At 73.9% G+C, this 19,987-nt stretch carries 15 protein-coding genes; 4 read left to right on the top strand and 11 right to left on the bottom strand.

Translation table 11 applies throughout. From position 1 onward, the window contains the following. Window positions 1-102 precede the first annotated feature (102 nt). The 3 genes from D7294_RS03295 to D7294_RS03285 all read right to left on the bottom strand — a co-directional run bounded on the left by D7294_RS03295 (window position 103) and on the right by D7294_RS03285 (window position 2,994). Window positions 103-1,041, bottom strand: a complete 939-nt coding sequence (locus D7294_RS03295) for a helix-turn-helix domain-containing protein (protein WP_120675136.1) — start codon at window positions 1,039-1,041, stop codon at window positions 103-105. 208 nt (window positions 1,042-1,249) lie between these two features. Further along, window positions 1,250-1,780, bottom strand: a complete 531-nt coding sequence (locus D7294_RS03290) for a flavoprotein (RefSeq protein ID WP_120675134.1) — start codon at window positions 1,778-1,780, stop codon at window positions 1,250-1,252. Further along, window positions 1,777-2,994, bottom strand: coding sequence for a helix-turn-helix domain-containing protein (locus D7294_RS03285; protein ID WP_120675132.1), 1,218 nt, complete (start codon window positions 2,992-2,994; stop codon window positions 1,777-1,779). Before D7294_RS03285 ends, D7294_RS03290 begins: the two co-directional genes overlap by 4 nt. A gap of 512 nt (window positions 2,995-3,506) precedes the next feature. On the opposite strand from D7294_RS03285, the gene D7294_RS03280 reads away from it, so the two are divergent. The 3 genes from D7294_RS03280 to D7294_RS03270 all read left to right on the top strand — a co-directional run bounded on the left by D7294_RS03280 (window position 3,507) and on the right by D7294_RS03270 (window position 5,997). Continuing rightward, on the top strand, window positions 3,507-4,124 hold the full coding sequence (locus tag D7294_RS03280; RefSeq protein ID WP_120675130.1) for a hypothetical protein: 618 nt from the start codon (window positions 3,507-3,509) through the stop codon (window positions 4,122-4,124). A 165-nt stretch (window positions 4,125-4,289) separates the two neighbouring features. Further along, window positions 4,290-5,222: a Rieske (2Fe-2S) protein gene (locus tag D7294_RS03275; protein ID WP_241562051.1), complete on the top strand. Its 933-nt coding sequence runs from the start codon at window positions 4,290-4,292 to the stop codon at window positions 5,220-5,222. 268 nt (window positions 5,223-5,490) lie between these two features. After that, complete coding sequence (locus D7294_RS03270; protein WP_120675128.1) at window positions 5,491-5,997, top strand: DUF5709 domain-containing protein; 507 nt, start codon at window positions 5,491-5,493, stop codon at window positions 5,995-5,997. A gap of 181 nt (window positions 5,998-6,178) precedes the next feature. Here D7294_RS03270 and D7294_RS03265 read toward each other — a convergent pair whose 3' ends face one another. Genes D7294_RS03265 through D7294_RS03240 form a run of 6 tightly spaced genes read right to left on the bottom strand, consistent with a single transcriptional unit; the run spans window position 6,179 to window position 11,563 of the window. Next, window positions 6,179-7,396, bottom strand: coding sequence for a cytochrome P450 family protein (locus D7294_RS03265; RefSeq protein ID WP_120675127.1), 1,218 nt, complete (start codon window positions 7,394-7,396; stop codon window positions 6,179-6,181). After that, window positions 7,321-8,637, bottom strand: a complete 1,317-nt coding sequence (locus D7294_RS03260; protein ID WP_120675126.1) for a cytochrome P450 family protein — start codon at window positions 8,635-8,637, stop codon at window positions 7,321-7,323. The genes D7294_RS03265 and D7294_RS03260 overlap by 76 nt, the downstream gene beginning before the upstream one ends. Next, window positions 8,634-9,233 (bottom strand): GTP-binding protein, encoded by a 600-nt coding sequence (locus D7294_RS03255; RefSeq protein ID WP_241562050.1) that lies wholly within the window; start codon window positions 9,231-9,233, stop codon window positions 8,634-8,636. Before D7294_RS03255 ends, D7294_RS03260 begins: the two co-directional genes overlap by 4 nt. Further along, window positions 9,211-9,558, bottom strand: a complete 348-nt coding sequence (locus D7294_RS03250; RefSeq protein ID WP_120675123.1) for a DUF742 domain-containing protein — start codon at window positions 9,556-9,558, stop codon at window positions 9,211-9,213. Before D7294_RS03250 ends, D7294_RS03255 begins: the two co-directional genes overlap by 23 nt. Next, window positions 9,555-9,992 carry a roadblock/LC7 domain-containing protein gene (locus tag D7294_RS03245; protein ID WP_158674553.1) on the bottom strand — a complete coding sequence of 146 codons (438 nt, stop codon included), beginning with the start codon at window positions 9,990-9,992 and terminating at the stop codon, window positions 9,555-9,557. The genes D7294_RS03250 and D7294_RS03245 overlap by 4 nt, the downstream gene beginning before the upstream one ends. 8 nt (window positions 9,993-10,000) lie before the next feature. Continuing rightward, window positions 10,001-11,563: an ATP-binding protein gene (locus tag D7294_RS03240; RefSeq protein ID WP_147450760.1), complete on the bottom strand. Its 1,563-nt coding sequence runs from the start codon at window positions 11,561-11,563 to the stop codon at window positions 10,001-10,003. A gap of 775 nt (window positions 11,564-12,338) precedes the next feature. Here D7294_RS03240 and D7294_RS03235 point away from each other — a divergent pair. Continuing rightward, entirely contained in the window at window positions 12,339-14,060 is a 1,722-nt protein-coding gene (locus tag D7294_RS03235; RefSeq protein WP_422070647.1) for an ABC transporter ATP-binding protein, read from the top strand. Window positions 14,061-14,143: 83 nt separating this feature from the next. On the opposite strand, the gene D7294_RS03230 is transcribed toward D7294_RS03235, so the two are convergent. Together D7294_RS03230 and D7294_RS03225 are read right to left on the bottom strand one after the other, a co-directional pair. After that, window positions 14,144-15,157 carry an alpha/beta fold hydrolase gene (locus D7294_RS03230; RefSeq protein WP_120675114.1) on the bottom strand — a complete coding sequence of 338 codons (1,014 nt, stop codon included), beginning with the start codon at window positions 15,155-15,157 and terminating at the stop codon, window positions 14,144-14,146. Window positions 15,158-15,310: 153 nt separating this feature from the next. Beyond that, window positions 15,311-19,873 carry an FtsK/SpoIIIE domain-containing protein gene (locus D7294_RS03225; protein WP_120675112.1) on the bottom strand — a complete coding sequence of 1,521 codons (4,563 nt, stop codon included), beginning with the start codon at window positions 19,871-19,873 and terminating at the stop codon, window positions 15,311-15,313. Between the last annotated feature and the right edge of the window lie 114 nt (window positions 19,874-19,987).

The raw sequence follows: 19,987 nt of genomic DNA, 5'->3' as shown, positions 1-19,987 counted from the left end.
CGCGCGGCACCCGCCGCGCGGCACCGGCCACAGTGGCGCCGGGCCGGGCGGGCGGGGCGGCGAGGCCGTGCCACGGGCCGGCGCCGTGCCGCGGCGCGCCGCTCAGCGGGCGGCGTCGTGCCGCAGGGCGCGGGCGAACCAGTCGAACACCGGGCTCAGGCTGGGCGGGATCGGCCAGCCGTTGACGGTGGCCATCAGCTGCCAGTACCGCTCGGCGCGCGGGTCGTTGCCCGCTTCGAGGCGGGTCAGGAGCCGCGCCCGGTAGGCGGGGGTGTCCTCGGCGCCGAACTCGGCGGCGTAACGGGCCACCAACTCGGCCAGGACGGGCGCCGCGGCGGGCGAGTCCGGTGCGATCCCGTCCTCGACGGCCCGCGTCACCCGCTCCCTGACCCACTGGGCGAGTTCGTGCTGCATGCCCTGCGGGGCTCCCTCCGCGCGGTCCGCCGCCTGGTACTCGGCGGCGCGCCGCACGCTCGCCCGGAAGCCCGGGTCCTGGACCAGCTCGGCCAGCTCCACCCAGGCGTCGAGCTGGGCGGGGCTGGGGTCGTCGGGCAGCTCGGGCACGGCCGAGCGCATCATGGCCACGAACTCCGGGTTGGCGTCCAGGTCGTCGAAGATCTCGCTGACGAAGTCCTCGATCAGCCGCCTGCGTTCCTCGTCGGAGAGCTGGGCGAGCCGGTGCATCATTCTCAACTCCTGTTGTCCTGGGTCCCGCTTCGCGACGGCGCGCAGCACGGCGCGGCGCAGGCGCAGCGTGCGGATCTGCACGTCGAGCGCCTCCACGTGCGCCGCGGCCACCTCGGGCACGCCCACCTCCCGGCTCAGCACCCGCCGCACGGTGGCCAGGTCGAGCCCGAGCTCGCGCAGCGTGCGGATCAGGTCGAGGCGGGCCAGGGCGTCCAGGTCGTACAGCCGGTACCCGGCCGCGCTGCGGCCGGTGGGCGGCACCAGTCCGCTGTCGGAGTAGAACCGGATCGTCCGCACCGAGAGCCCGGTACGCCTGGCCAGCTCGCCGATCGAGTGGAGGCCGTCGCTTTCCATGTGCACACCCTGGCGTCTCCAGTGACTGGAGACTCAACCCCAGGCCCCACCCGGCCTCGGCGGGGTGGGGCAGCCCCACCCCGCCGCCGTCCCGAGGCGGCCCGCTCCTGACCGCTCCCGTGCCGTCCCGGAGAACGCGGGCCGGCCAACGCACCGGGTGCGGCGCCACGACCGACGGCAAGGAAGCCGCCGGAACCAGGACGCCGGTTCACGGCAACGCGGCCAGGGCGACCTCCCAGGGATAGGTGTCGGCACTTCCGTTCTTCGGGGCGTGGGGCACGAAGCCGTCGCCACCCAGCAGCACCGTCACACCGCAGGAGCGCAGGAAGGCGACGCTCCGGTCCAGTGCCGGGTGCCCGGCCTGGGCGCTGTTGAGGTACGGCAGTGCCACGACCGGCAGGCGCAGCCCGATGGCCTCGGTGACGAGGCCGAGCGCGAGCGTGTCGGCGATGCCCTGCGCCCATTTGTTCAGCGTGTTGAAGGTCGCCGGGGCCACCAGGATCGCCTCCGGCGGCGGAAGCACATCCGGCTGACCTGGAAGCTTGTACCGGGACCGCACCGGATGGCCGGTGAGCGCCGCCAGTTCCTCCTGTTCGGCTCCGAGCCACCGCGCCGCCGAGGGGGTGAGCACGAGGCACACGTCCCACCCGGCGGCCTGCGCCTTCTCGATCCCTGTCCCGATGCGCTGAGCCGGAGGAGCGGCGCAGGCAACCAGGTACAGCACACGCGACGTTGTCATGCGGGAAGTCCACAGCGCGCGGCCAGGCCGCGCAACCTGCTCTCCGCGGCCCCGACGCCAAGCAACCGCAGCTCCTCGATCAGCTGCCGCGTTCTGGGACGGCACCGTACCTCTTCCGCCGCTTCCCGCTCGGCGTTCAACAAGACCGCGACGGCTTCGTCTCGACGTGCCGACTGTGCCAACGCACGCGCGACGTCGACCAGATGGAGGGCCCTCCGCTCGCGGGGGAGCGCGGAAAGTCGCGGTGGCTCGATCCCCTCGGCAGTATTCACTGCCCTGGCGCCCTCGCACATCCTGACCAGGGCCGACACCTGATGAATGCGCACATTGGTGGGCCCGAAGGCAGTCCACTGTGCGTTCCCGTCCGCTCCAAGCCGGTCAGCCGCCTGCTCGGCCTCAGCGAGCAGCCCGGGAACGTCGCTTCGCGACTCGATGTGGGCGGCGGCCATCGCCGCCTTGAGATAGAGCATGCCAAGCACGCTGAGTCCCTGGGCACCTTGGGAGACGAGGGCCCGTTCATGCCGAGCGGCCGTCGCAGTGGCGAACTCCACCGCCTCTCTGCTGTGGCCACGGTGAAACATGGCATCGCACAGGTGCCGAGCAGCTCCGGCGATCGCTACCGGATCGCCAGAGTGCTCCGCGGCCACAACGGCTCTGTCGGCAGCGTGCCATGCGAGGGCGTCGTCGCCGAACTTTGTCGCCACCGCGGCAGTCAGCTGATACGTCATCGTCAGAAGCCTGAAGGCCGTGGTTAGTTGCTCGCCTGCTGCTTGCGCGGCCGTTCGGTTGGCCTCCACCAGTAGTTGGGGCAGTACACGACCCAATGGGGAATAGTCGGAGCCCTGGAACGCCATCCATCCATAGGCGACGTTTCTCCGCAGCGCCTCCGGCTCAATCCGACTCGACTCGGCGAACGCACCCGTCAGCACGTCGTGCCGGTGCATGGTGCGTCGGATCTCGGCTAGTTCGGTGGCATCCACGCACTGCGAATTCGAGCGCATGCTCTGATCTGACAACAGGGTTTCGAGTCGGATGTGCAGCACTTCCGCGGCCCGCTCAAGAACAGAGAGCCGCGGATCGGACTGTCGGTGGCCGCCTTCAAGATCCTGCACCCACCGACGGGACTTTCCCATGAGGGCGCCGAACTCCGCCTGCGTCAGACGCCGCCGGTTGCGCCAATAGGAGACGCGCCGTCCGATTCCACTCGTGTCCATTGCCACCACTTTCGTTGAGAAGGCACGCACTTCGCGTACTCACTCATGGTTATACCTCCCCTACTTTCTGGTGTGCACAGACTCTGAGGGAGCCGATCATGATGCTTAACGCGCTGCCTGCGCGGATTCCGCCTACTGGTTGGGGCATGCTTGCCCTGCCGCCTGGCACGACTGTTGGCGCCGTACGCGCCAACAGCCTTCCCGCCCCCTGGGCCCGGCGCCAGGTCCTCGCCCCGCTCCTTCGGCGGCGCGCGCGAGGGGGTGTGCGCCGTGTCTGAGGACCGCCTCCTGGGCAGCCCGCCGCGGGCCTACATCTCCCTCGCCTGCGCGGAGCGCCGTTGCGAGGACTGCACGCAGCACGAACCCCGCCCGCCAGAACGGCACCTCGGCATCGCCTTCGACCCCTGCACGCACGGGTGCCATACCGCATGGGCCCGGCCCTCGACCGCCGCACCCACCGCCAACACGCCGCTCACGCCCCACTCCCCCGCCGCCACGGAGGACCCGACCCGATGCCCGAGATCCTGACCTGGGGGCCCAACCGGCTGCCCGTGCCGTATGTCGCCAAGTGGAGCGGGGAAGAGGTCCTCGCCGGTGGGGCGCTGGGCCTGCGGCCGGGCGGGTGGGGGCTGGTCTACCGGGACGAGGCGGCCGGGGACCGGGACCGGCACGGCGTGCTGTGGGCCCGGGTCGGCCACGCCCCCGGCAGCGGACGCCCCGACTTCCGCGTCATGCACCCGGCCCGGCAACGCCACGCCATGCAGCACCGCCTGTGCCAGGTATGCGCCCGGCCCGCGGACCGCAACGGCAAAGGATGGCTGTTCGCCCTGCGCCGCCCCGACGCCGCCGACGCGCTCCCCGGCTGGCCCGAGGGACTGCTGTCCACCAAGCCGCCGGTGTGCGCGCCCTGCGCACGGCTGGCGACCGAGCACTGCCCGCACCTGGGCGAGCCCGTGTTCGTCCGGGTGCGCAAGCCGCGCGTGTGGGGAGTGTTCGGCGGGGCCTTCGGACCAGGGCTCACCCCAGGACCCGACGACTACCTCCCCTACGGCCACCCCGCCACACCCACCTTCCTCGCCAACCAGCTCGTCACCGAACTCACCCGCTGCACCCTCACGCCCGCGCCGTAGCCGCCGGGCCGCGTCTGCCGGGGGGCGCGGAGGCGGGGGCTGGGCCGGACGGGCGGGAGTGGGAGGCGGCGTGTCGGCGTGCTGAGCTGGGGGAACGGCGCGGTGGGGCGGGGGTGGGGGCGGCGGGCGGCGGTTTCGGACGGGGGCAGCGGGGAACCGGGAGGCATGGCCTTTTTGGAGAGATTCCCCGACATCGGCTCGACGGCGCGGTCCCTGATGCCGGAGACCGACCGGCCAGGGAAGGTGCTGGCCGCGGTCGACCGGCTGGCCCGGGTGCCGCAGCTGGACGGCTTGATCGGCCCGCTGCAGCGGGCCGCGCACGCCCTGCCCGCGGGCACCAGGGACGTGCTGCACGGAAAGTGGCTCGGTCACCCGCTGCACCCGGCGCTGGTGCAGACGCCGATCGGCATGTGGAGCGCGGCGGCGGTGCTCGACCTGCTGCCGGGCAAGCGCAGGGACTCCGGCACGCTGGTGGCGATCGGCCTCGCCGCAGCGGTCCCCTCGGCGGTCGCGGGCTGGACCGACTGGGCGGACCTGCGCAAGCCGCAGCTGCGGGTCGGGCTGGTGCACGCCGCGGCGAACGCCGGGGGCATCGTGCTCTACGCCGCCTCGCTGGCCGCCAGGCTGCGCGGGCGGCGCCTGAGGGGGAAGGCGCTCGGCTGGGCCGGGTTCGCGCTCGTGGGGGCGGGCGGGGCGCTCGGCGGGCACCTCGCGTACCGGCAGGGCGCGGGGGCGAACCACGCCGAGGGGGTGGAGGCCCACGTGCCGGCCGGCTGGCAGCCGCTGGGCGCGGTGGCCGACTTCCCCGTGGGCCAGGCGGTGCGGGCGGAGACCGGCGGGGTTCCGGTGCTGGTGTACCGGGAGCCTGGCGGCGCGGTGCGGGTGCTCGCCGACCACTGCGCGCACCTGGGCGGGCCGCTGTCCCAGGGGGAGATCACGGACGGCTGCGTGCGCTGCCCCTGGCACGGCAGCCTCTTCCGGCTGACGGACGGCTGGAACGTCGAGGGCCCGGCGACGGCGCCGCAGCCCGCGTTCGAGGCCAGGGTGGTGGACGGCCGCGTCGAGGCGCGGCTGCGGGAGCCGGAGGCGCCGTCCTGAGGGGCCGGCCCGGCCGGCGGGCAAGGGCCCGGGCCCGGGCGGCAGGCAGGGGCGCACAGGAGCAGGAACGCGCCGGGAGCCGGCCGGCGGACGCGCCGGGAGCGAGTCACCGGGCGCGCGCGTGAGTCACCGGACGCGCCGGAGCGGACGCACCCGGCACGCGCCGGGAGCGTAGGCGCCGGGAGCGGGCCGCGGGCGGCGTGCCGCGAGCGGACCGCCGCCGGCCGGGAACCCGGGAACGACGGACACGGAGGGAAGGGACCCGCAGATGTCCGACGAGGAAGCGATGGGCGACGAGGTCTACCAGCCGGACCGCACCGAGCTGTGGGACCAGCCCAACGAGCTCGACATGGAGGACGCGCTCGACGAGCGGGACCTCGACGACACGATGGAGGAGGGTTACTCCCCGCCGGAGAAGCCCCTCGCGGTGCGCGACCACGGGACGACGGCCCGGGAGCAGCGCGAGCGGGAGTCGCTCGACGAGCGGGTCGGCGAGGAGGAGCCCGACGTCTCCGTGCCGCCGGGCGACGGCATCGGCGACAGCCCGGACATGTGGGGCGAGCGGGCCGACGAGGCGGTGAGCGGGGAGCGGCGCGCCGGGCGGCTGTCCGGCGTGGAGGACGAGTCGCCGCGGCACCACCAGGACACGACGGCCCGCGACGTGGGCATCGACGGCGGCGCCGCCTCCGCGGAGGAGGCGGCGATGCACATCACCGAGGCGGGCCGCCCGGACGAGGGCGAGGAGCCGGAGCCCGGCGAGGCCGGGGCGGCCTGAGCGCGGCACGAACCGGCCGGCGGCGGGGGCCGCCGCCGGAGGTGGCGGGGGGCCCGCGAGCCCGCGGCTCCCCGGGGGCTCCGCCGAGCCCCGCCGCGCCCACGTCCCGCGTGGCGCGCGGGCGTTCGGGGCGAGGCGGACGGGGCGGGCGGGTTGCCTGGGGTTGGGCGGGGCCCGGCCCTCAGGGGTTGAGGTGGACGGGCAGGGCGCGGAAGCCGTTGGAGATGAACGAGGGGTAGGGCTCCGGGTCCGCCTCGGCGAGCGCGAGGCGGGGGAAGCGGGCGAACAGGGCGGGGAGCGCGGTCTGGGCCTCCAGCCTGGCCAGCGGGGCGCCGAGGCAGTGGTGGACGCCGTAGCCGAAGGACAGGTGCTCGTCGGCGGACTCGCGGGTGACGTCGAACCGGCCGGCGTCCGCGCCGAAGTGCTCGGTGTCGGTGCCCGCGGCGCGCAGGGCCAGCAGGATCGGCTCCCCGCTGGGGAGGGTCGTGCCGTCCGGCAGGTCGATCGGCTCGGTGGCGAAGCGCAGCGGGAGGTTGGCCACGGAGGGCGAGAAGCGCAGCGTCTCCTCCACCAGCGCGGCCCAGGTCGCCTTCCCGGAGCGGATCAGGTCGAGCTGCTCGGGCCGGGTGAGCAGGGCGTGCACCGCGTTGCCGAGCAGGTGCACGGTCGTCTCGTGCCCCGCGGTGAGGACCAGGGTGAGGGTGTGGAACAGCTCCTGCTCGCTGAGGCTGTCCCCGTCCTCGCGGGCCGCGATCAGCGCGCTGGTCAGGTCGTCGGCGGGCTCCTCGCGCTTCCCGGCCACCAGGTCGGCCAGGATCTCCTGGAGCCGCATGAAGTCGGCCCCGATCTCCTCGGCGCTCGCCGAGGTGCGGAACGGCGCCCCCGCCACGCGCTGCATCTCCGCCCGCATCCGCGGCGGGACCCCGTACAGCTCGCAGATCACCCGCACCGGGAGCGGCTGGTTGAAGGCGGTGCACAGGTCGACGGGCTCGCCGGCCGGGGCCGCCGCCAGGGAATCGAGGAGTTCCCCGGTGATCTGGGCCACGATGGGCCGCATGGCGGTGGTGCGGCGCGCGGTGAAGGCGGGCGCCACCAGCTTCCGCAGCCTGGCGTGCTCGGCGCCGTAGGTGCTCAGCATGTTCTTGATCGCGACCCAGGGGTAGAGCGGCCAGCTCTGGTCGATCGTGCCCTCGATGAAGGCGGGCCAGTGCAGGGAGGCGTCCTTGGAGATCCGCGGATCGGTCAGCAGGCGCTTGGTCAGCGCGTGGCTGGTGATGGCCCAGCCCTCGACCCCGCCCGGCAGGACGACGCGGACCGCCTCGCCTAAGCCGCGGAGCCTCCTCGCCTCTCCGGCGATGTCTCGGCCGCTGGGGTCGATGACGACGGGCTGGTACTCCACGGGCTGCTTCCCTTCTGGTCGGGCGCGATGGGGGTGAAACGGGCGGGCAGTTCGGTCAGTGCGCGGTGGAAGGGGCCGGGACGCCACGTGAGCCGGTCGAAGGGCACGGCGAGCCGGATGTCGCACAGCCAGCTGGTGAGGCGGTCGATGGCGGTGGAGGCGATGAGCACGGCGGGCTGCTGGGCGGGGCAGGCGTGCGGCCCGGCGGCGAAGGCGAGGTGGGCGCCGGCGTCCGACCTGGGGCCGGGGGCGGAGGGCCCGGAGCTGGTGTTGGCCGCCGCGTAGGAGATGACCACCGGGCTGTTGGCGGGAATCCAGGTGCCGTGCAGGTCGACGTCGCGCCGCGGGTAGTGGATCGAGTAGTTGGCCATCGGCGGGTCGTTCCACAGCACGTCGGTGATGGCGTCGATCGCGGTCAGCGCGCCGCTGGAGATGGTGCGGTAGTAGCGCTCGTCGGAGAGCATCCTGGCCATCGCGTTGGCCATGAGGTTCTTGACCGGCTCGTGGCCCGCGCTGAGCGCGGTCACCAGCTGGGTGACGACCTCCTCGGGGGACAGCCCGGCCGGGTGGTCGAGCATCCAGGAGGTGAGGTCGTTGCCGCGCTTCTCCACCTTGAGGGCCACCAGCTCGCCCGTGTACTGGAGCAGGTCCTCGATGCCGCGGGCCGCCTCCTCCCCCTGGGAGTCGAACATGCGGGCGATGGCGGCGACGAGGCGCGGGCCCTGGGAGTCCGGCAGCCCGAACAGCTTGTTGAAGATCAGCAGCGGCAGCACCTGGCAGTACTCGCCGACCAGGTCGACCTCTCCGCGGGCGGCGAACTTCCTGATCAGCGAGTCCGCCGTCTCGTGCACCGTCTCCCGCAACTCGTGCGGCTCGATCATCCGGATGCTGTCGGTGGTCGCCCCGCGGTAACGGGCGTGCACCTCGCCGTCGTTGGTGAGGGCGTTGGGCAGCCAGGTCATCATCGGCAGCACCGGGCTGTCCTTGGGCGCGGTGCTCAGCCAGGTCCGCGAGTCCTTGGAGTACGTCGTGGTGTCGTGCAGCACGTCGAGCGCGGCGCGGTAGTTGGTCACCAGCGTCGCCGCGACGCCGGGCGCCAGCTCCACGGGGGCGCAGGCGCCGTAGGAGCGCAGCCTGGCGTAGACGGCGTGCGGGTCGGCGGCGAAGTCCGGCCCGTAGAGCGGCACCCGCTCCCCCGGGGCGGGGTGCGTGGGGACGGCGGCGGGGGAGGGCTGGGTCACGACTGCTCCAGGGCGGGAAGGGCCAGCAGGTGCTCGGCGAGCGCGAGCAGGGCGGCCAGGGAGGTGTCCCGGTCGCGGGCGTCACAGGTGATCAGCGGGGTCTCCGGCGCCAGGTCGAGGGCCTGCCGCAGGTCGGCCTCCGGGTAGGCGGGCGAGTCGGGGAAGACGTTCAGCGCCACCGCGTAGCGGATGCCCTGCTCCTCGATCAGGCCCATCACCTCGAAGGAGTCCGCGATCCGCCGGGTGTCGGCGAGGATGAGGGCGCCGAGCGCGCCGCGGGTGATGTCCTTCCACAGGGCGTGGAAACGCTGCTGGCCCGGCGTGCCGAACAGGCACAGCGCCAGGTCGTCGCCCAGGGACATCCGGCCGTAGTCGAGGCCGACGGTGGTGGTCGTCTTGTCCCGCACGCCGTCGAGGTGGTCGACGATGGCGCCGGTGGCGGTCATCATCTCCTCGGTCTGCAGCGGAGGAATCTCCGAGAGCGTGCGGATGATGGTGGTCTTGCCGACCCCGAAGGGGCCGCTCACGATGACCTTGACCAGCCGCTGGTCGGGATTGCGCAGGTAGATGTCTCTACTGGAGCGCGCGGAGTCCACGGATCACCCTTTCAAGGAGCTGCTGGTCGGGTAGGGGTCCCGCCTCGGCCGCGATGGGGGCGCGCACCGTCAGCAAGCCCTCGTCGAAGAGGTCGCTGACCAGTACCTTCACGAAGCTGACGGGCAGGGAGAGATGGGCGGCGACCTCCGCAAGCGGCAGGGCGCCGTCTTGCAGGATCTCCAGCACCCGCCGCCCGGCGGGCGTCACGTCCCGCGGGACGGTGTCCCCTGCCGCCCGCAGCACGCTCAGCCGGTCGAGCACGTTGCGGCTGGGATGCGTGCGGCCGCCCGTCCACAGGTAGGGCGGGATGAGCCGCCGGTTCATGCCGGGGAGCCGTCCGTCCCGGGATCGGTGCCCTTCAGGTCGGTCCTGGCCGGGCTCACCAGTGCCTTGCCGAGCGTCTGCACCTGCTTCTGCATCTCGTAACACACGTTGTCCATGGCCACGTTCGCACCGGTGAAAACGGCGAGGTAGGTTCCCTCGGCCGCCGGGATCACGAACACGTACCCGTCGTGCGTCTCCACCATCACCTGGCGCAGCGGGGCGCGCCCGCCGAAGTAGGTCTGGCTGGTGCCGCGGCCCGAGGCCAGGAGCGAGGCGAGCACCGCGGACAGCTTCTCCGCGGTCTGCTCCTCAAGGCCGGAGTGGGCCTCGAAGAAGCCGTCCGCCGTGATGACCATGGCGTGCTGCACGTCCGGCACCTCGAGGATCGGGGCCAGCACGAACGACAGGTCGGCCTTGGGCTTCGTCACGGGCACGCGGGCATTCATCGGCTCTGCCTTTCTGAGTCGTCCACGGTGGGGTCGCCGGCCACTTCGGCGCGGCCTCGGGCGGTGCCGCGCTGGAGGGCGCCCATCCGGGAGGCGGCGTCCTCGGGGTCGCGCGCGAGGGTGTCCTCCAGGTCGGCGAGGTCGGCGGCCGAGGGCCGCTCCGGCCTGCGGTGCCGGCGCTGCGGGAGCGCGGGCAGCTCCCCGGTCGCCGGGTCCGTGGCCCGCGGGGACACCGCGCCCGCGGCGTCCGGAGCGTCTGCACCGTCCGCCTCGCCGGCCTCGCCGGCCTCGTCCGCCGCCGGGTGGGGCGGCTCCCCGGTCACGCCGGCCGGCGGCGCGGCCGGGGCGGCCGGGGGCCCGCCGGCCTCGCCGGTGAACTGGGCCGGGTCCAGGTCGGCCGCCGGCTCCCTCCGCGGCGCCCTGGGGCCGCGGACGGGGGGCGCGATCGGGCCCACCGCCGGGGTGGCGAGGTCGGGCGTGGCGGCGTGCGGCACGGGCTGGCGCTCCTCCTCCTCTACGGTCAGCAACTCGCCCGGGACGAAGAGCACCGCCTTGACCCCGGCGTAGTGCGAGGGTTCGAGCGAGACGGCGATGCCGTACTGGTGGCACAGGCGGCCGATGGCCGCGAAGCCCGAGCGGGGCGGGTCGCCGAGGTCGGCGAGCCGGATCTCCCGGCTGCCGGTGAGCAGCTGCCTGGCCTGCTCGAACTCCTCGGCGTTCATGCCGATGCCCGCGTCGTTGATGACGACGACCGCGCCGTTGTGCGCCTGGTGCAGGCTCACCTCGACGGGCAGCGTGCCGTGCGAGTGGTGCACGGCGTTGGCCAGGAGCTCCGCCACCACGATCGCCACCGGTTCTGCGGCGCGGTCGGCCACGGCCACCGGCTGGGCGAGGTGGTTGTCGATGCGGACCCGCTCGTAGCTGGGGATGCGGGAGCTGGCGCCGACCACCAGCGCGTGCAGCTGCGACTTGGTGCGGACCAGGCCGGCGCCCGCGCCGCAGACGACGCGGGTGACCTGGAGGCGGCGCAGCATCTGCTCGTTGAGGTAGTCGAGCGCGGCGAGCCGCTCGGCCAGGTCGGGGTCGTCGTACTTGTGCAGCAGCTCGTCCACCGTGGTCTGGAGCTGGTAGCACATCGTCTGGAGCTTCGTGGTGGCCCCGCGCATCGCGGCCTGGGCCGCGCCGTCCACGCGGGTGCGCTCGGCGGCCAGCGCCGCGGCGGCCTCCTCCAGCAGGCTTTCGAGCGCCCGGCCGCCCTCGGTGTGCGCGAGTTCCTCGTGCAACGCGCCCGGCAGGCGCACGTGGCTGTGCCGGGCGGCGGTGGCCAGGGCCGGGATTCTGGTGCCGGCGAGGTGCCCGATCTCCTCGGTCAGCAGCCGCTCGCGGCGCTCCGCCTCGGCCAGCCGGCCGCGGATCTCGCCCAGTTCGCGCTCCGCGGCCTCGGCGCGCCGGGTCGTGGCGGCCAGGTGCCTGCGCCTGCGCGGCCAGAGCGCGGCGCCCAGCACGGCCGCCGCACTGCCGACGGCCAGGCAAACGACCAGCGCGGCCGGTATATGCATCGGTTCCCGCTCCATGAGTGACGACGGTGGGGGCGGCGTGGACGGCGGGTTCCAGCGGGGCCCAGTGGCCGGCCATGGGTGTCTTGGGCATGCCACCTCGGCCTGCCGCGAGCAGCGCGATCCGGACACAGCTGTCCGCAACTGGAGCCGCCGGAGCCCGAAACCCGGTCTCCCGCAAGGCAGTTCGGAGTCAAGCAGGCATGGGGCGGGTGACGCAAGGCGACTGGGCCATACGTTTCGGTCAAGGGCCGGCGGCATAGGACCGGGCCCGGCTCGCGGGCGGCCGGAGGGCGGTGGCGGCCCGGGGCCGCGGCGGGGGATCATGGGCTGTCGCGTGCGGCGCGCCCGCGCGGACAACCCGCAGGCCACGAGCCGCGTCCAAGGAGGCGGCGGCCCGCGGGCCACGCGCGGCTGCCAGGCGACGGAGCGGAAAGGCGAGCGAGTGCCCCCGAAGACGGACCCCTCCCCCGCGGAGCCCACCGGACCCCTGCGCCCCGCGGAGCCCCGCGAGGACGCCGAACCCGCCGCGTCCCCCACGACCGCCGGCCCCACCGCACGCGCCGCGGCTCCCGCCGCACGTGCCACGGCCGCCGGGGACACCGGGCGCACCGCGGCAGCCGAGGGCGCCGGGGCCGCCGGGATCGACGGGGCCGGCAGGCCCGCCGGGGAGGACGGGGCCGGGCCCGCACCGGGCGAGGGTGCCGGGCCCGCACACGGCGAGGGGGCCGGGCCCGGCGCGGAGGAAGGTGCCGGGGACGGGCCCAGCCCGCTGCGGGTGCTGCTCGGCTACGTGCGGCCGCACCGCGCCGCGCTGTTCTCCGGCGCGCTGCTCTCCCTGGTCACCGGCGCCACCGGCCTGGCCCTGCCGCTGGTCGCCCGGCGGCTGATCGACAACCTCTCCGAGGACCGGCCCATCGCCACCGCCCTGGTGCTGATGAGCCTGCTGGTGGCGGGCAACGCGGTGCTCGGCGCGCTCGGCGGCTACGTCCTCCAGCGCACCGCCGAGTCCGTGGTGCTCACCGCGCGCAAGAGCCTGACCTCCTGGCTGCTGCGGCTGCGGATCTCCGCCGTGGACGGCACCGAGCCCGGCGACCTGCTCTCCCGCGCCACCTCGGACACCACGCTGCTGCGCGCGATGACCGTCCAGACGCTGATCGGCTTCGGCACCGGCGGGCTCACCCTGCTGGCCACCCTCGTCATGATGGGCTTCGTCGACCTCGTGCTGCTGGCCGTCACCCTGGGCGTGATCGGGCTCGCCGCCACGGTCATCGGGCTCATCGTTCCGCGGATCAGCAAGGCCAGCAAACGCGCCCAGCAGTCCGTCGGCCGGATGGGCGCGGTGCTGGAGCGCGTCCTGGGCGCCCTGCGCACCGTGAAGGCCTCGGGAGCGGAACGCCGCGAGGAGCGGGCGGTGCACGCCGCGGCCGAGGACTCCTGGCGGGAGAGCGTGCGGTCCGCCAAGTGGTCGGCGCTGGCCGGGAACACCGCCGGCCTGTCCATGCAGGTGGCGTTCATCACCGTGCTCGCCGTGGGCGGCGCCCGGGTGGCCACCGACTCCATCGAGGTCGGCTCGCTCGTCGCCTTCCTGCTCTACGTCTTCTACCTGATGGCCCCCATCCAGCAGGTGGTCTCCGCCGTCACCCAGTACCAGGTCGGCGCCGCCGCCATCAGCCGCATCCAGGAGGTGCGGCGGCTGCCCGCCGAGCCCGGCGCCCTGGACGCGGCGCCGCTGCCCGAGGCCGGCGCGGCGCCCGCCGCGGTCGCCTTCCTCGACGTCAGGTTCCGCTACGGGCCCGAGCAGCCCTACGTGCACCACGGCGTCTCCTTCACCGTGCCCCCGCGCGGGATGACGGCCTTCGTCGGGCCCTCGGGCGCGGGCAAGACCACCGTCTTCTCCCTTGTAGAGCGCTTCTACGACGCCACCTCGGGCCGGGTCCTCGTGGACGGCCGCGACGTCCGCGACTGGCCGCTGGCCGAACTGCGGTCCGCCATCGGCTACGTGGAGCAGGACGCGCCCGTCCTGTCCGGCACGCTGCGCGAAAACCTGGTCTTCGGCGCCCCGGACACCGGCGAGGAGGCGCTGGCCGAGGCGCTGCGCACCACCCGCCTCGACGGGCTGGTGGCCCGGCTGCCCGAGGGCCTGGACACGGTCGTGGGACACCGCGGCACCAAGCTGTCCGGCGGCGAACGGCAGCGCGTGGCCATCGCCCGCGCGCTGCTGCGCCGCCCGCGGCTGCTGCTGCTCGACGAGGCGACCTCGCAGCTCGACGCGGTCAACGAGGCGGCGCTGCGGGAGACCGTCGCCGAGGTGGCGCGCGAGACGACGGTCCTGGTGGTCGCCCACCGGCTCTCCACGGTCACCTCGGCCGACCGGATCGTGGTGATGGACACCGGCCGGGTCCTGGCGGTGGGCACCCACGCCGAACTGCTCGCCGCCAGCCCCCTGTACGCGGAGCTGGCCACCACCCAGTTCCTCGCCACCGCCGACCTCGCCTGAGGCCCGCGGGCCTCCCGCCGGAATCCTCGCGGGCCTCCCGCCGGTCCCCCGCCTCGCCTCCGCTCCCCCGCCGCCCCGGGGCGTTACGGCCGGGCGAGGAGTTCGCGCAGGGCGGACCCGATGAACGCGGCCGCCTCCGGGTCGGCCCCGCCGCCGGCCAGGTGCCCCCAGAGGGTGGGGACGACGCGAAGCTCGGCCCCGGCGATCCTGGCCGCGCTCCACTCCTCGTCCTCCGGGGGGAAGTACAGGTCGGTCCGCGAGGGAAGGATCATCGCCCGGGCCTTGATCGAGGCGAGCGCGGCCTCGGTGTCCCCGCCGAAGCCCGGGGTGCCGCCGACGTCCGCGTGCTGCCAGGTGTCCATCATGGCCAGCAGGTCGTTGGCGTCCCAGTCGCCGAAGGTGGGTTCCCACACCCCGGTGAGGAACTCCTCGATGCCGGCGAAGCCGAGGTCCCGGTAGGTGTGCCGCCAGTAGAACGCCTGCGAGAGGCCCCAGCCCGCGTAGACGCGGGAGAAGGCCCGCAGCCCGGCGCGCGGCGGCTCGGCGTAGTCGCCGCCCGCGTAGGCGGAGTCGGCGGTGAGGGCCGCCCTGAGCCCTTCGAGGAAGACCTGGTTGTGCGGGCTGGTGTGGGAGGAGCCGGTGATCGGCGCGATGCGCTCCACCATGTCCGGGTGGCTCACCGCCCACTGGTAGGTCTGGGCGGCCCCCATCGAGGCACCGAGCACCAGCCGCAGCCGCTCGATGCCGAAGCGGCCGGTGACCAGCAGGTGCTGGGCACGGACGTTGTCCCGGATCGCGACCCGCGGGAAGCGGGCCCGGTCGAAGGGCGGCGGGGTGGTGCTCGGCGAGCTGGAGAGCCCGTTGCCGAAGAGACTGGGCACGATCACGAAGTACCGGTCCGTGTCCAGCGGCCTGCCCGGGCCGATCAGCCACTCGTTGGCCTCGTGGGTGCCGGCGAACCAGGTGGGGAAGAGGATGCCGTTGGACCGGTCGGCGGCGAGCTCGCCGTAGGTGGCGAACGCCAGCCTGGCGTCGGGCAGGACCTGCCCCGATTCCAGGGTGAAGTCGCCGAGTTCGTGGATCTCGTGAGCGCTCATGTCCTCGGACAAGCGCAGAACCGCCCGGCTTGTTCCCGCCCGGGGCGGCCGGGAGGACCGGGACGGCCCGGGACCGGCCCCTGGGCAGGGGGCCCGGTCCCGGGCCGGGTGGCGGTGCGGTGGCGCCCGGAGGGGCCGGGCGCCGGGCGGCGCTCAGGGCGCCGGGGTGGTGACCGAGATCGCGGTGCCGTCCCCGAGGTGCAGGATGCCCTTGCCGGGGGTGGGCTGCTCGACCGCGGCGCTGCGCGGCAGCTTCGCGCCGATCAGCTCGCCCGAGCGGTGCGTGGAGGGCGAGAGGAGCACGCCGCGGCGCGCCTTCTTCACGTCCACCTGCCAGCCGGAGAACCCGCTGCACATGTCGGTCTCGTCGCCGCCGAGGACCAGGTAGCGGCCGAGCGAGGCGCCCTGGGTGAGGATGTTCTTCAGCTCGTCCCCCGCGTCGCAGCGCCGCAGGTCCTCGCCGTCGTCCACCACGACCACGATCGGGTTCTCCACGGAGGAGGTGGCGAGCGCCTCCCGCATCTCGTCCGCCGACACGTTGTCCCCGGTGAAGGTGGCCACCACGCCCTGCTGCCCGGCCAGGTCCCGCAGCGGCGAGGGCCGCGGGGCCGCCAGGACGAGCCGGACCCCGCGCTGCAGGTAGGAGCTCGCCAGCATCCACAGCAGCGTGGAACGCCCGGACTTGGCGGGGCCCGCCACGATGAACGCCGGGGTGCCCTGCGCCAGGTCGGGGCCGTAGCCCATCAGCTCGTCGCCGCCCACGCCGATGAGGCCCCACAGGCGGGAGGCCGAGGCGTCCGGGTCGCGCTTCTCCCAGGCGTCGGCGAAGGTGAGACGGCTGGGCAGCACGTCCACCCGGAACGGCCGGTGGGTGCGCGGCACGTTGGCGTCGCGCTGGGTGGCCCAGTCGCCGATGGCGGTCAGGGCCGCGGCCTGCGCCTGCCCGGACAGCTCCTCGGCGAGCACCGCGATCTGGATCTGGGTGGCGGCCTGGTTGCGGAACATCCGGCCGTCGGGGATGTTGTCCGGCACCTTCCTGGCGCTGAGCCCGATGGTGGTGTAGTCGGCGCGGTCCGCCAGCCGCAGGGCGTACTTGTCCTCGGTGAGGGCGGCGATGCGGCCGGAGAGCACGGTGCGGTCGCCGGTGACGATGAGGTGGATGCCGACGCTGGCGCCCTCGCGCATCATCACGAACAGCTCGTCGGTGAGGGCTCCGTGGTCCAGCTCGCCCAGGGTGTTGACCCAGCCCTCCCAGCGGTCGATCAGCACCACCAGGTGCGGCAGCCGCTTCTCCGGCGGGGCCGCGCTGCGCTGCTCGTTGATGTCGGCGAGGGCGTCGGCGGCCAGCAGCTCCTGGCGGCGGTCCATCTCCTGCCGCAGGCGGCGCATCAGCCGCCGCACCCGCTCGGTCTGGGTCCTGGTGACGACCGCGCCGCAGTTGGGCAGGCGGGTCAGGGCGTTGAGCGCGCCGTTGCCGCAGTCGATGCCGTAGATGTGGACGTCGGCGCAGGAGTGCACCCAGCCCAGCGAGCCCGCGATGGTGCGCAGCAGCTGGGAGCGGCCGCTGCGGGGCTGGCCGCCGACCAGCATGTGCCCGAAGCTGCGGAAGTCGATGGCCACCGAACGCCGCGCCTGCTGCTCGGGCAGGTCCTCCACGCCGTAGGGGGCGGCGGGCAGGGCGCCGAGCGGCACCGGGTGTTCGAGGTCGCGCAGCAGCACCGTCTCGCCGAGCGCCGGCAGCCAGGGGCTGTGCTGCTTGGGGAAGCCAAGCTGCTTGTCGGCCTCGATGATGGCGTCGACCAGCACCTTGAGGTCGGTGATCTCCTCCTCCTGGGACTTGGCGCCGGCCGGCCGCTTCAGCGTGGCGCGGCCGAGGCTGTTCCAGTCGAGGGCGGCGGACCAGGGCCGGGAGATGGCGGGGTCCACGGCGCCGGGGCGCCGGCCGCCGACGCGCCCGGACTGGAAGGGCACCAGCGAGGAGGCGCCCAGCCTCACGTACGCGCGGCCCGGCGTGGACTTCGCGATCAGTCCGGCGTCGGGGGCGTCGATGACGTCGGTGGACTCGTTGCCGTCGGTGACGCGCAGCGCGATCCTGAGGTTGGTGTTCGCGCGGATCTCCGGGGAGACCACGCCGCTGGGCCGCTGGGTGGCCAGCAGCAGGTGGATGCCCAGGGAACGGCCTCGCTGGGCGATGTTGACCAGGCCCTTCACGAAGTCGGGCAGTTCGCGGACCATCGAGGCGAACTCGTCGATGACGATGAGGAGCCTGGGCAGCTGCGGCAGGCGGCCCTGGTTGCGGCGGACGAGGTCCTGGTAGTCCTCGATGTCCTTGGCGCCGACCTCGGCGAGCATGTGCTCGCGGCGGGTCAGCTCGGCGCCCAGGGAGGCGAGGGCGCGTTCGACCAGGTAGTTGTCCAGGTCGGTGACCATGCCGACGGTGTGCGGCAGCTGGACGCAGTCCTTGAAGGCCGAGCCGCCCTTGTAGTCGACCAGCACGAAGGTCATGTTGTCCGGCGTGTTGGCCACGGCGAGCGAGGCGACGATCGTCTGCAGCAGCTCCGACTTGCCGGAGCCGGTGGTGCCGGCGATCAGGCCGTGCGGGCCGTCGCGCCGCAGGTCGATGGCGAAGGCGCCGTCGTAGGACTCGCCGATGACGGCCTCGGTGGACTGGCCGCCCATCCGCCACCTGGCGGCGATGGCCCCGGCCGTGGGGGGTTCGAGCTCGATGACGTCGAGCAGGCGGCTGGCCGAGGGCAGCGCCGCGTCCTCGGACTCCCCGCTGATGTCGCGGATCGGCGAGAGCGAGCGGGCCAGCAGCTCGCACCACTCGGGCAGCACCCAGTCGGGCCGCACGCCCCTGATCCGCCAGGCGCCGGTCTGCTCGACCCGCAGCCGGTCGGCGACCTGGGTGGCCGTGGCCGCCTGCACCTGCTCGGCGCCCGGCTGGCCGACCTGCTGGAAGTTGGCCGCGCCGCCGGGGACGGCGAGGAAGGTGTGGAAGCCGGTGGCGTAACCGGCCTGGCGCGGGCCGCTCTTGGCGACCCGGTCCGGGTTGGGCTCGGCGACGACGACGGCCTGGCACTCGCCCGGCAGGAAACGCTCCTCGTCGTCGAGGCAGATCGCGAAGATCGAGCAGTCCCGGCCCTCGCGCAGCAGGCGGATGACGCCGGGCAGCGAACGCATCCGGCGGGAGCCGTCGAAGACCACGACGATGTCGGGGTCCTTGAAGGTGGAGGGGCCGTTGGCGCGGGTCTGCTGCCTGGCCTTCTGGCGGGCGTCGAGGATGGAGGTCAGCTCGGCGATCCTGGCGCCGATCGTCTCGGCGTCGGTGCCGATCAGCAGGTTGGTGTCCTGCTCGGCGGAGGGCCTGGCGTGCGGCAGCCAGCGCAGCCAGTTCCAGCTGTACTGCCCCGAGCCGTCGGTCAGCAGGTAGAACTGCACGTCGACCGGGCTGTGCAGGACCGCTATCTGGCCGATCGCCCAGCGGCCGAGCGCGCGGGCGCTGTCGCCGGGGCCGGCGAAGCCGACGACGCCGAGGGAGCGCAGCGGCAGGGTGATGGGCGCGTCGGCGATCTTCCAGGCGACCAGCCGCTTGTGCTCGTCCTGCTCCGGGTCGTTGAGCACCACCTCGGAGTCGAGCTCGGCGGTGCCCACCCGCAGCAGCAGGTGGTCGTTGTCGGTGCGGCGGCGCTCCCACAGGCGGGTGCGCGGCCCGGTGGCCTGGGCCAGGACGGTGGCGGGGTCGGGGGCGGCGTGCCGGCGGGCGAACCGCTCGGCGATCAGGGCGTCCCTGGCGTCCTTCTCGATCCTCGCCTTGTGCTCGTGGTACTCCTGGACCTGCTGGGCGTGCGAGACCCGGCCGCGCTTCTTGTCCATGAAGTAGTTGGACATCATCATGATCGGGCTCAGGAACGCCATCAGCAGGAACTGCATGCGGTCCATGACGATCGCGATGGTGATCGCGCCGGCCAGCGGCAGCAGGGCCATCAGCCAGGGCACCGGGCGGCGCTGGCGCTCGCCCGGCGGCTTGGGGAGGGTGAACTTGGTCTGCCGCTCGGGCGGCAGCAGCCGGGGCGGGCGGTTGTAGTCGAGCCCGGCTCCGTCCTCGGAGACCTTCAGCGCCGCGTCCGGCGGGAAGTACGGGGTGAGCTCGAACAGCGAGTCGCCGACGGCCAGTTGCTTGCCGAGCTTCCAGTCGGCGCGGTCCCCCTCCGTGTGCACGAAGGGCTCGCCGTCGAGCAGCGGCTGCTCCTGCGTGTACACGGTGACCTTGCAGGTGCCGTCGGCGGCGACCCGCAGCGTCATCGCGCGCTCGGGCAGCGTGGGGTCGGCGACGTGGATGTGCACCTGCTGCCCGCTGCCGATGTCGACGCGGCCCTGGCCGATGCGGTGCACGGCGCCCGCCGCGGGGCCGCTGACGACGCGCAGTTCGACGGCGCCGCTCGGCTCGGGCGGCCAGCAGCCGCTCGGGTTGTGCAGGCTGACGACGCTGCCCTCGCGCAGCGGGGAGTCGGCAAAGGTGAGGGTCGGGTCGACGTACTCGCCGTCGACGAACACGTGCGCCGAGCTCTGCCCCCCGTAAGGGGAGGCACCCCCACCCACCGCTCGGACCAACTCGGGCGCCAGGTCGCCGATCTGCAGCTCCGGCGCCGCGTCGATCACGGTGTCGGCACTGTGGCCCCCGACCGGGTCGACGACTGTCAGGGTCAGGCGCACGCTGTTCCTCCCGTTGTGACACAGCAGCTTTTGCCTAGCTGGACATGACCATAATCGCATCTTGCGTGAGTGTGACAACGGGTGCTGCGAGGGCTGCAACCGCCGAGCCGAGTT

The organism is Streptomyces hoynatensis, from assembly GCF_003626535.1.
In the GTDB taxonomy this organism is placed as follows: domain Bacteria; phylum Actinomycetota; class Actinomycetes; order Streptomycetales; family Streptomycetaceae; genus Streptomyces; species Streptomyces hoynatensis.
Note: the sequence above shows the minus strand (reverse complement) of the source record. Positions and strands in the feature narration are given on the sequence as shown.

What these genes read in the sequence shown, in the direction of transcription:
- D7294_RS03285 (WP_120675132.1), bottom strand. Translation starts at nt 2,994, where the DNA reads ATGGACACGAGTGGAATCGGACGGCGCGTCTCCTATTGGCGCAACCGG.
- D7294_RS03270 (WP_120675128.1), top strand. Translation starts at nt 5,491, where the DNA reads ATGTCCGACGAGGAAGCGATGGGCGACGAGGTCTACCAGCCGGACCGC.
- D7294_RS03295 (WP_120675136.1), bottom strand. Translation starts at nt 1,041, where the DNA reads ATGGAAAGCGACGGCCTCCACTCGATCGGCGAGCTGGCCAGGCGTACC.
- D7294_RS03280 (WP_120675130.1), top strand. Translation starts at nt 3,507, where the DNA reads ATGCCCGAGATCCTGACCTGGGGGCCCAACCGGCTGCCCGTGCCGTAT.
- D7294_RS03240 (WP_147450760.1), bottom strand. Translation starts at nt 11,563, where the DNA reads ATGCATATACCGGCCGCGCTGGTCGTTTGCCTGGCCGTCGGCAGTGCG.
- D7294_RS03275 (WP_241562051.1), top strand. Translation starts at nt 4,290, where the DNA reads ATGGCCTTTTTGGAGAGATTCCCCGACATCGGCTCGACGGCGCGGTCC.
- D7294_RS03250 (WP_120675123.1), bottom strand. Translation starts at nt 9,558, where the DNA reads ATGAACCGGCGGCTCATCCCGCCCTACCTGTGGACGGGCGGCCGCACG.
- D7294_RS03230 (WP_120675114.1), bottom strand. Translation starts at nt 15,157, where the DNA reads ATGAGCGCTCACGAGATCCACGAACTCGGCGACTTCACCCTGGAATCG.
- D7294_RS03290 (WP_120675134.1), bottom strand. Translation starts at nt 1,780, where the DNA reads ATGACAACGTCGCGTGTGCTGTACCTGGTTGCCTGCGCCGCTCCTCCG.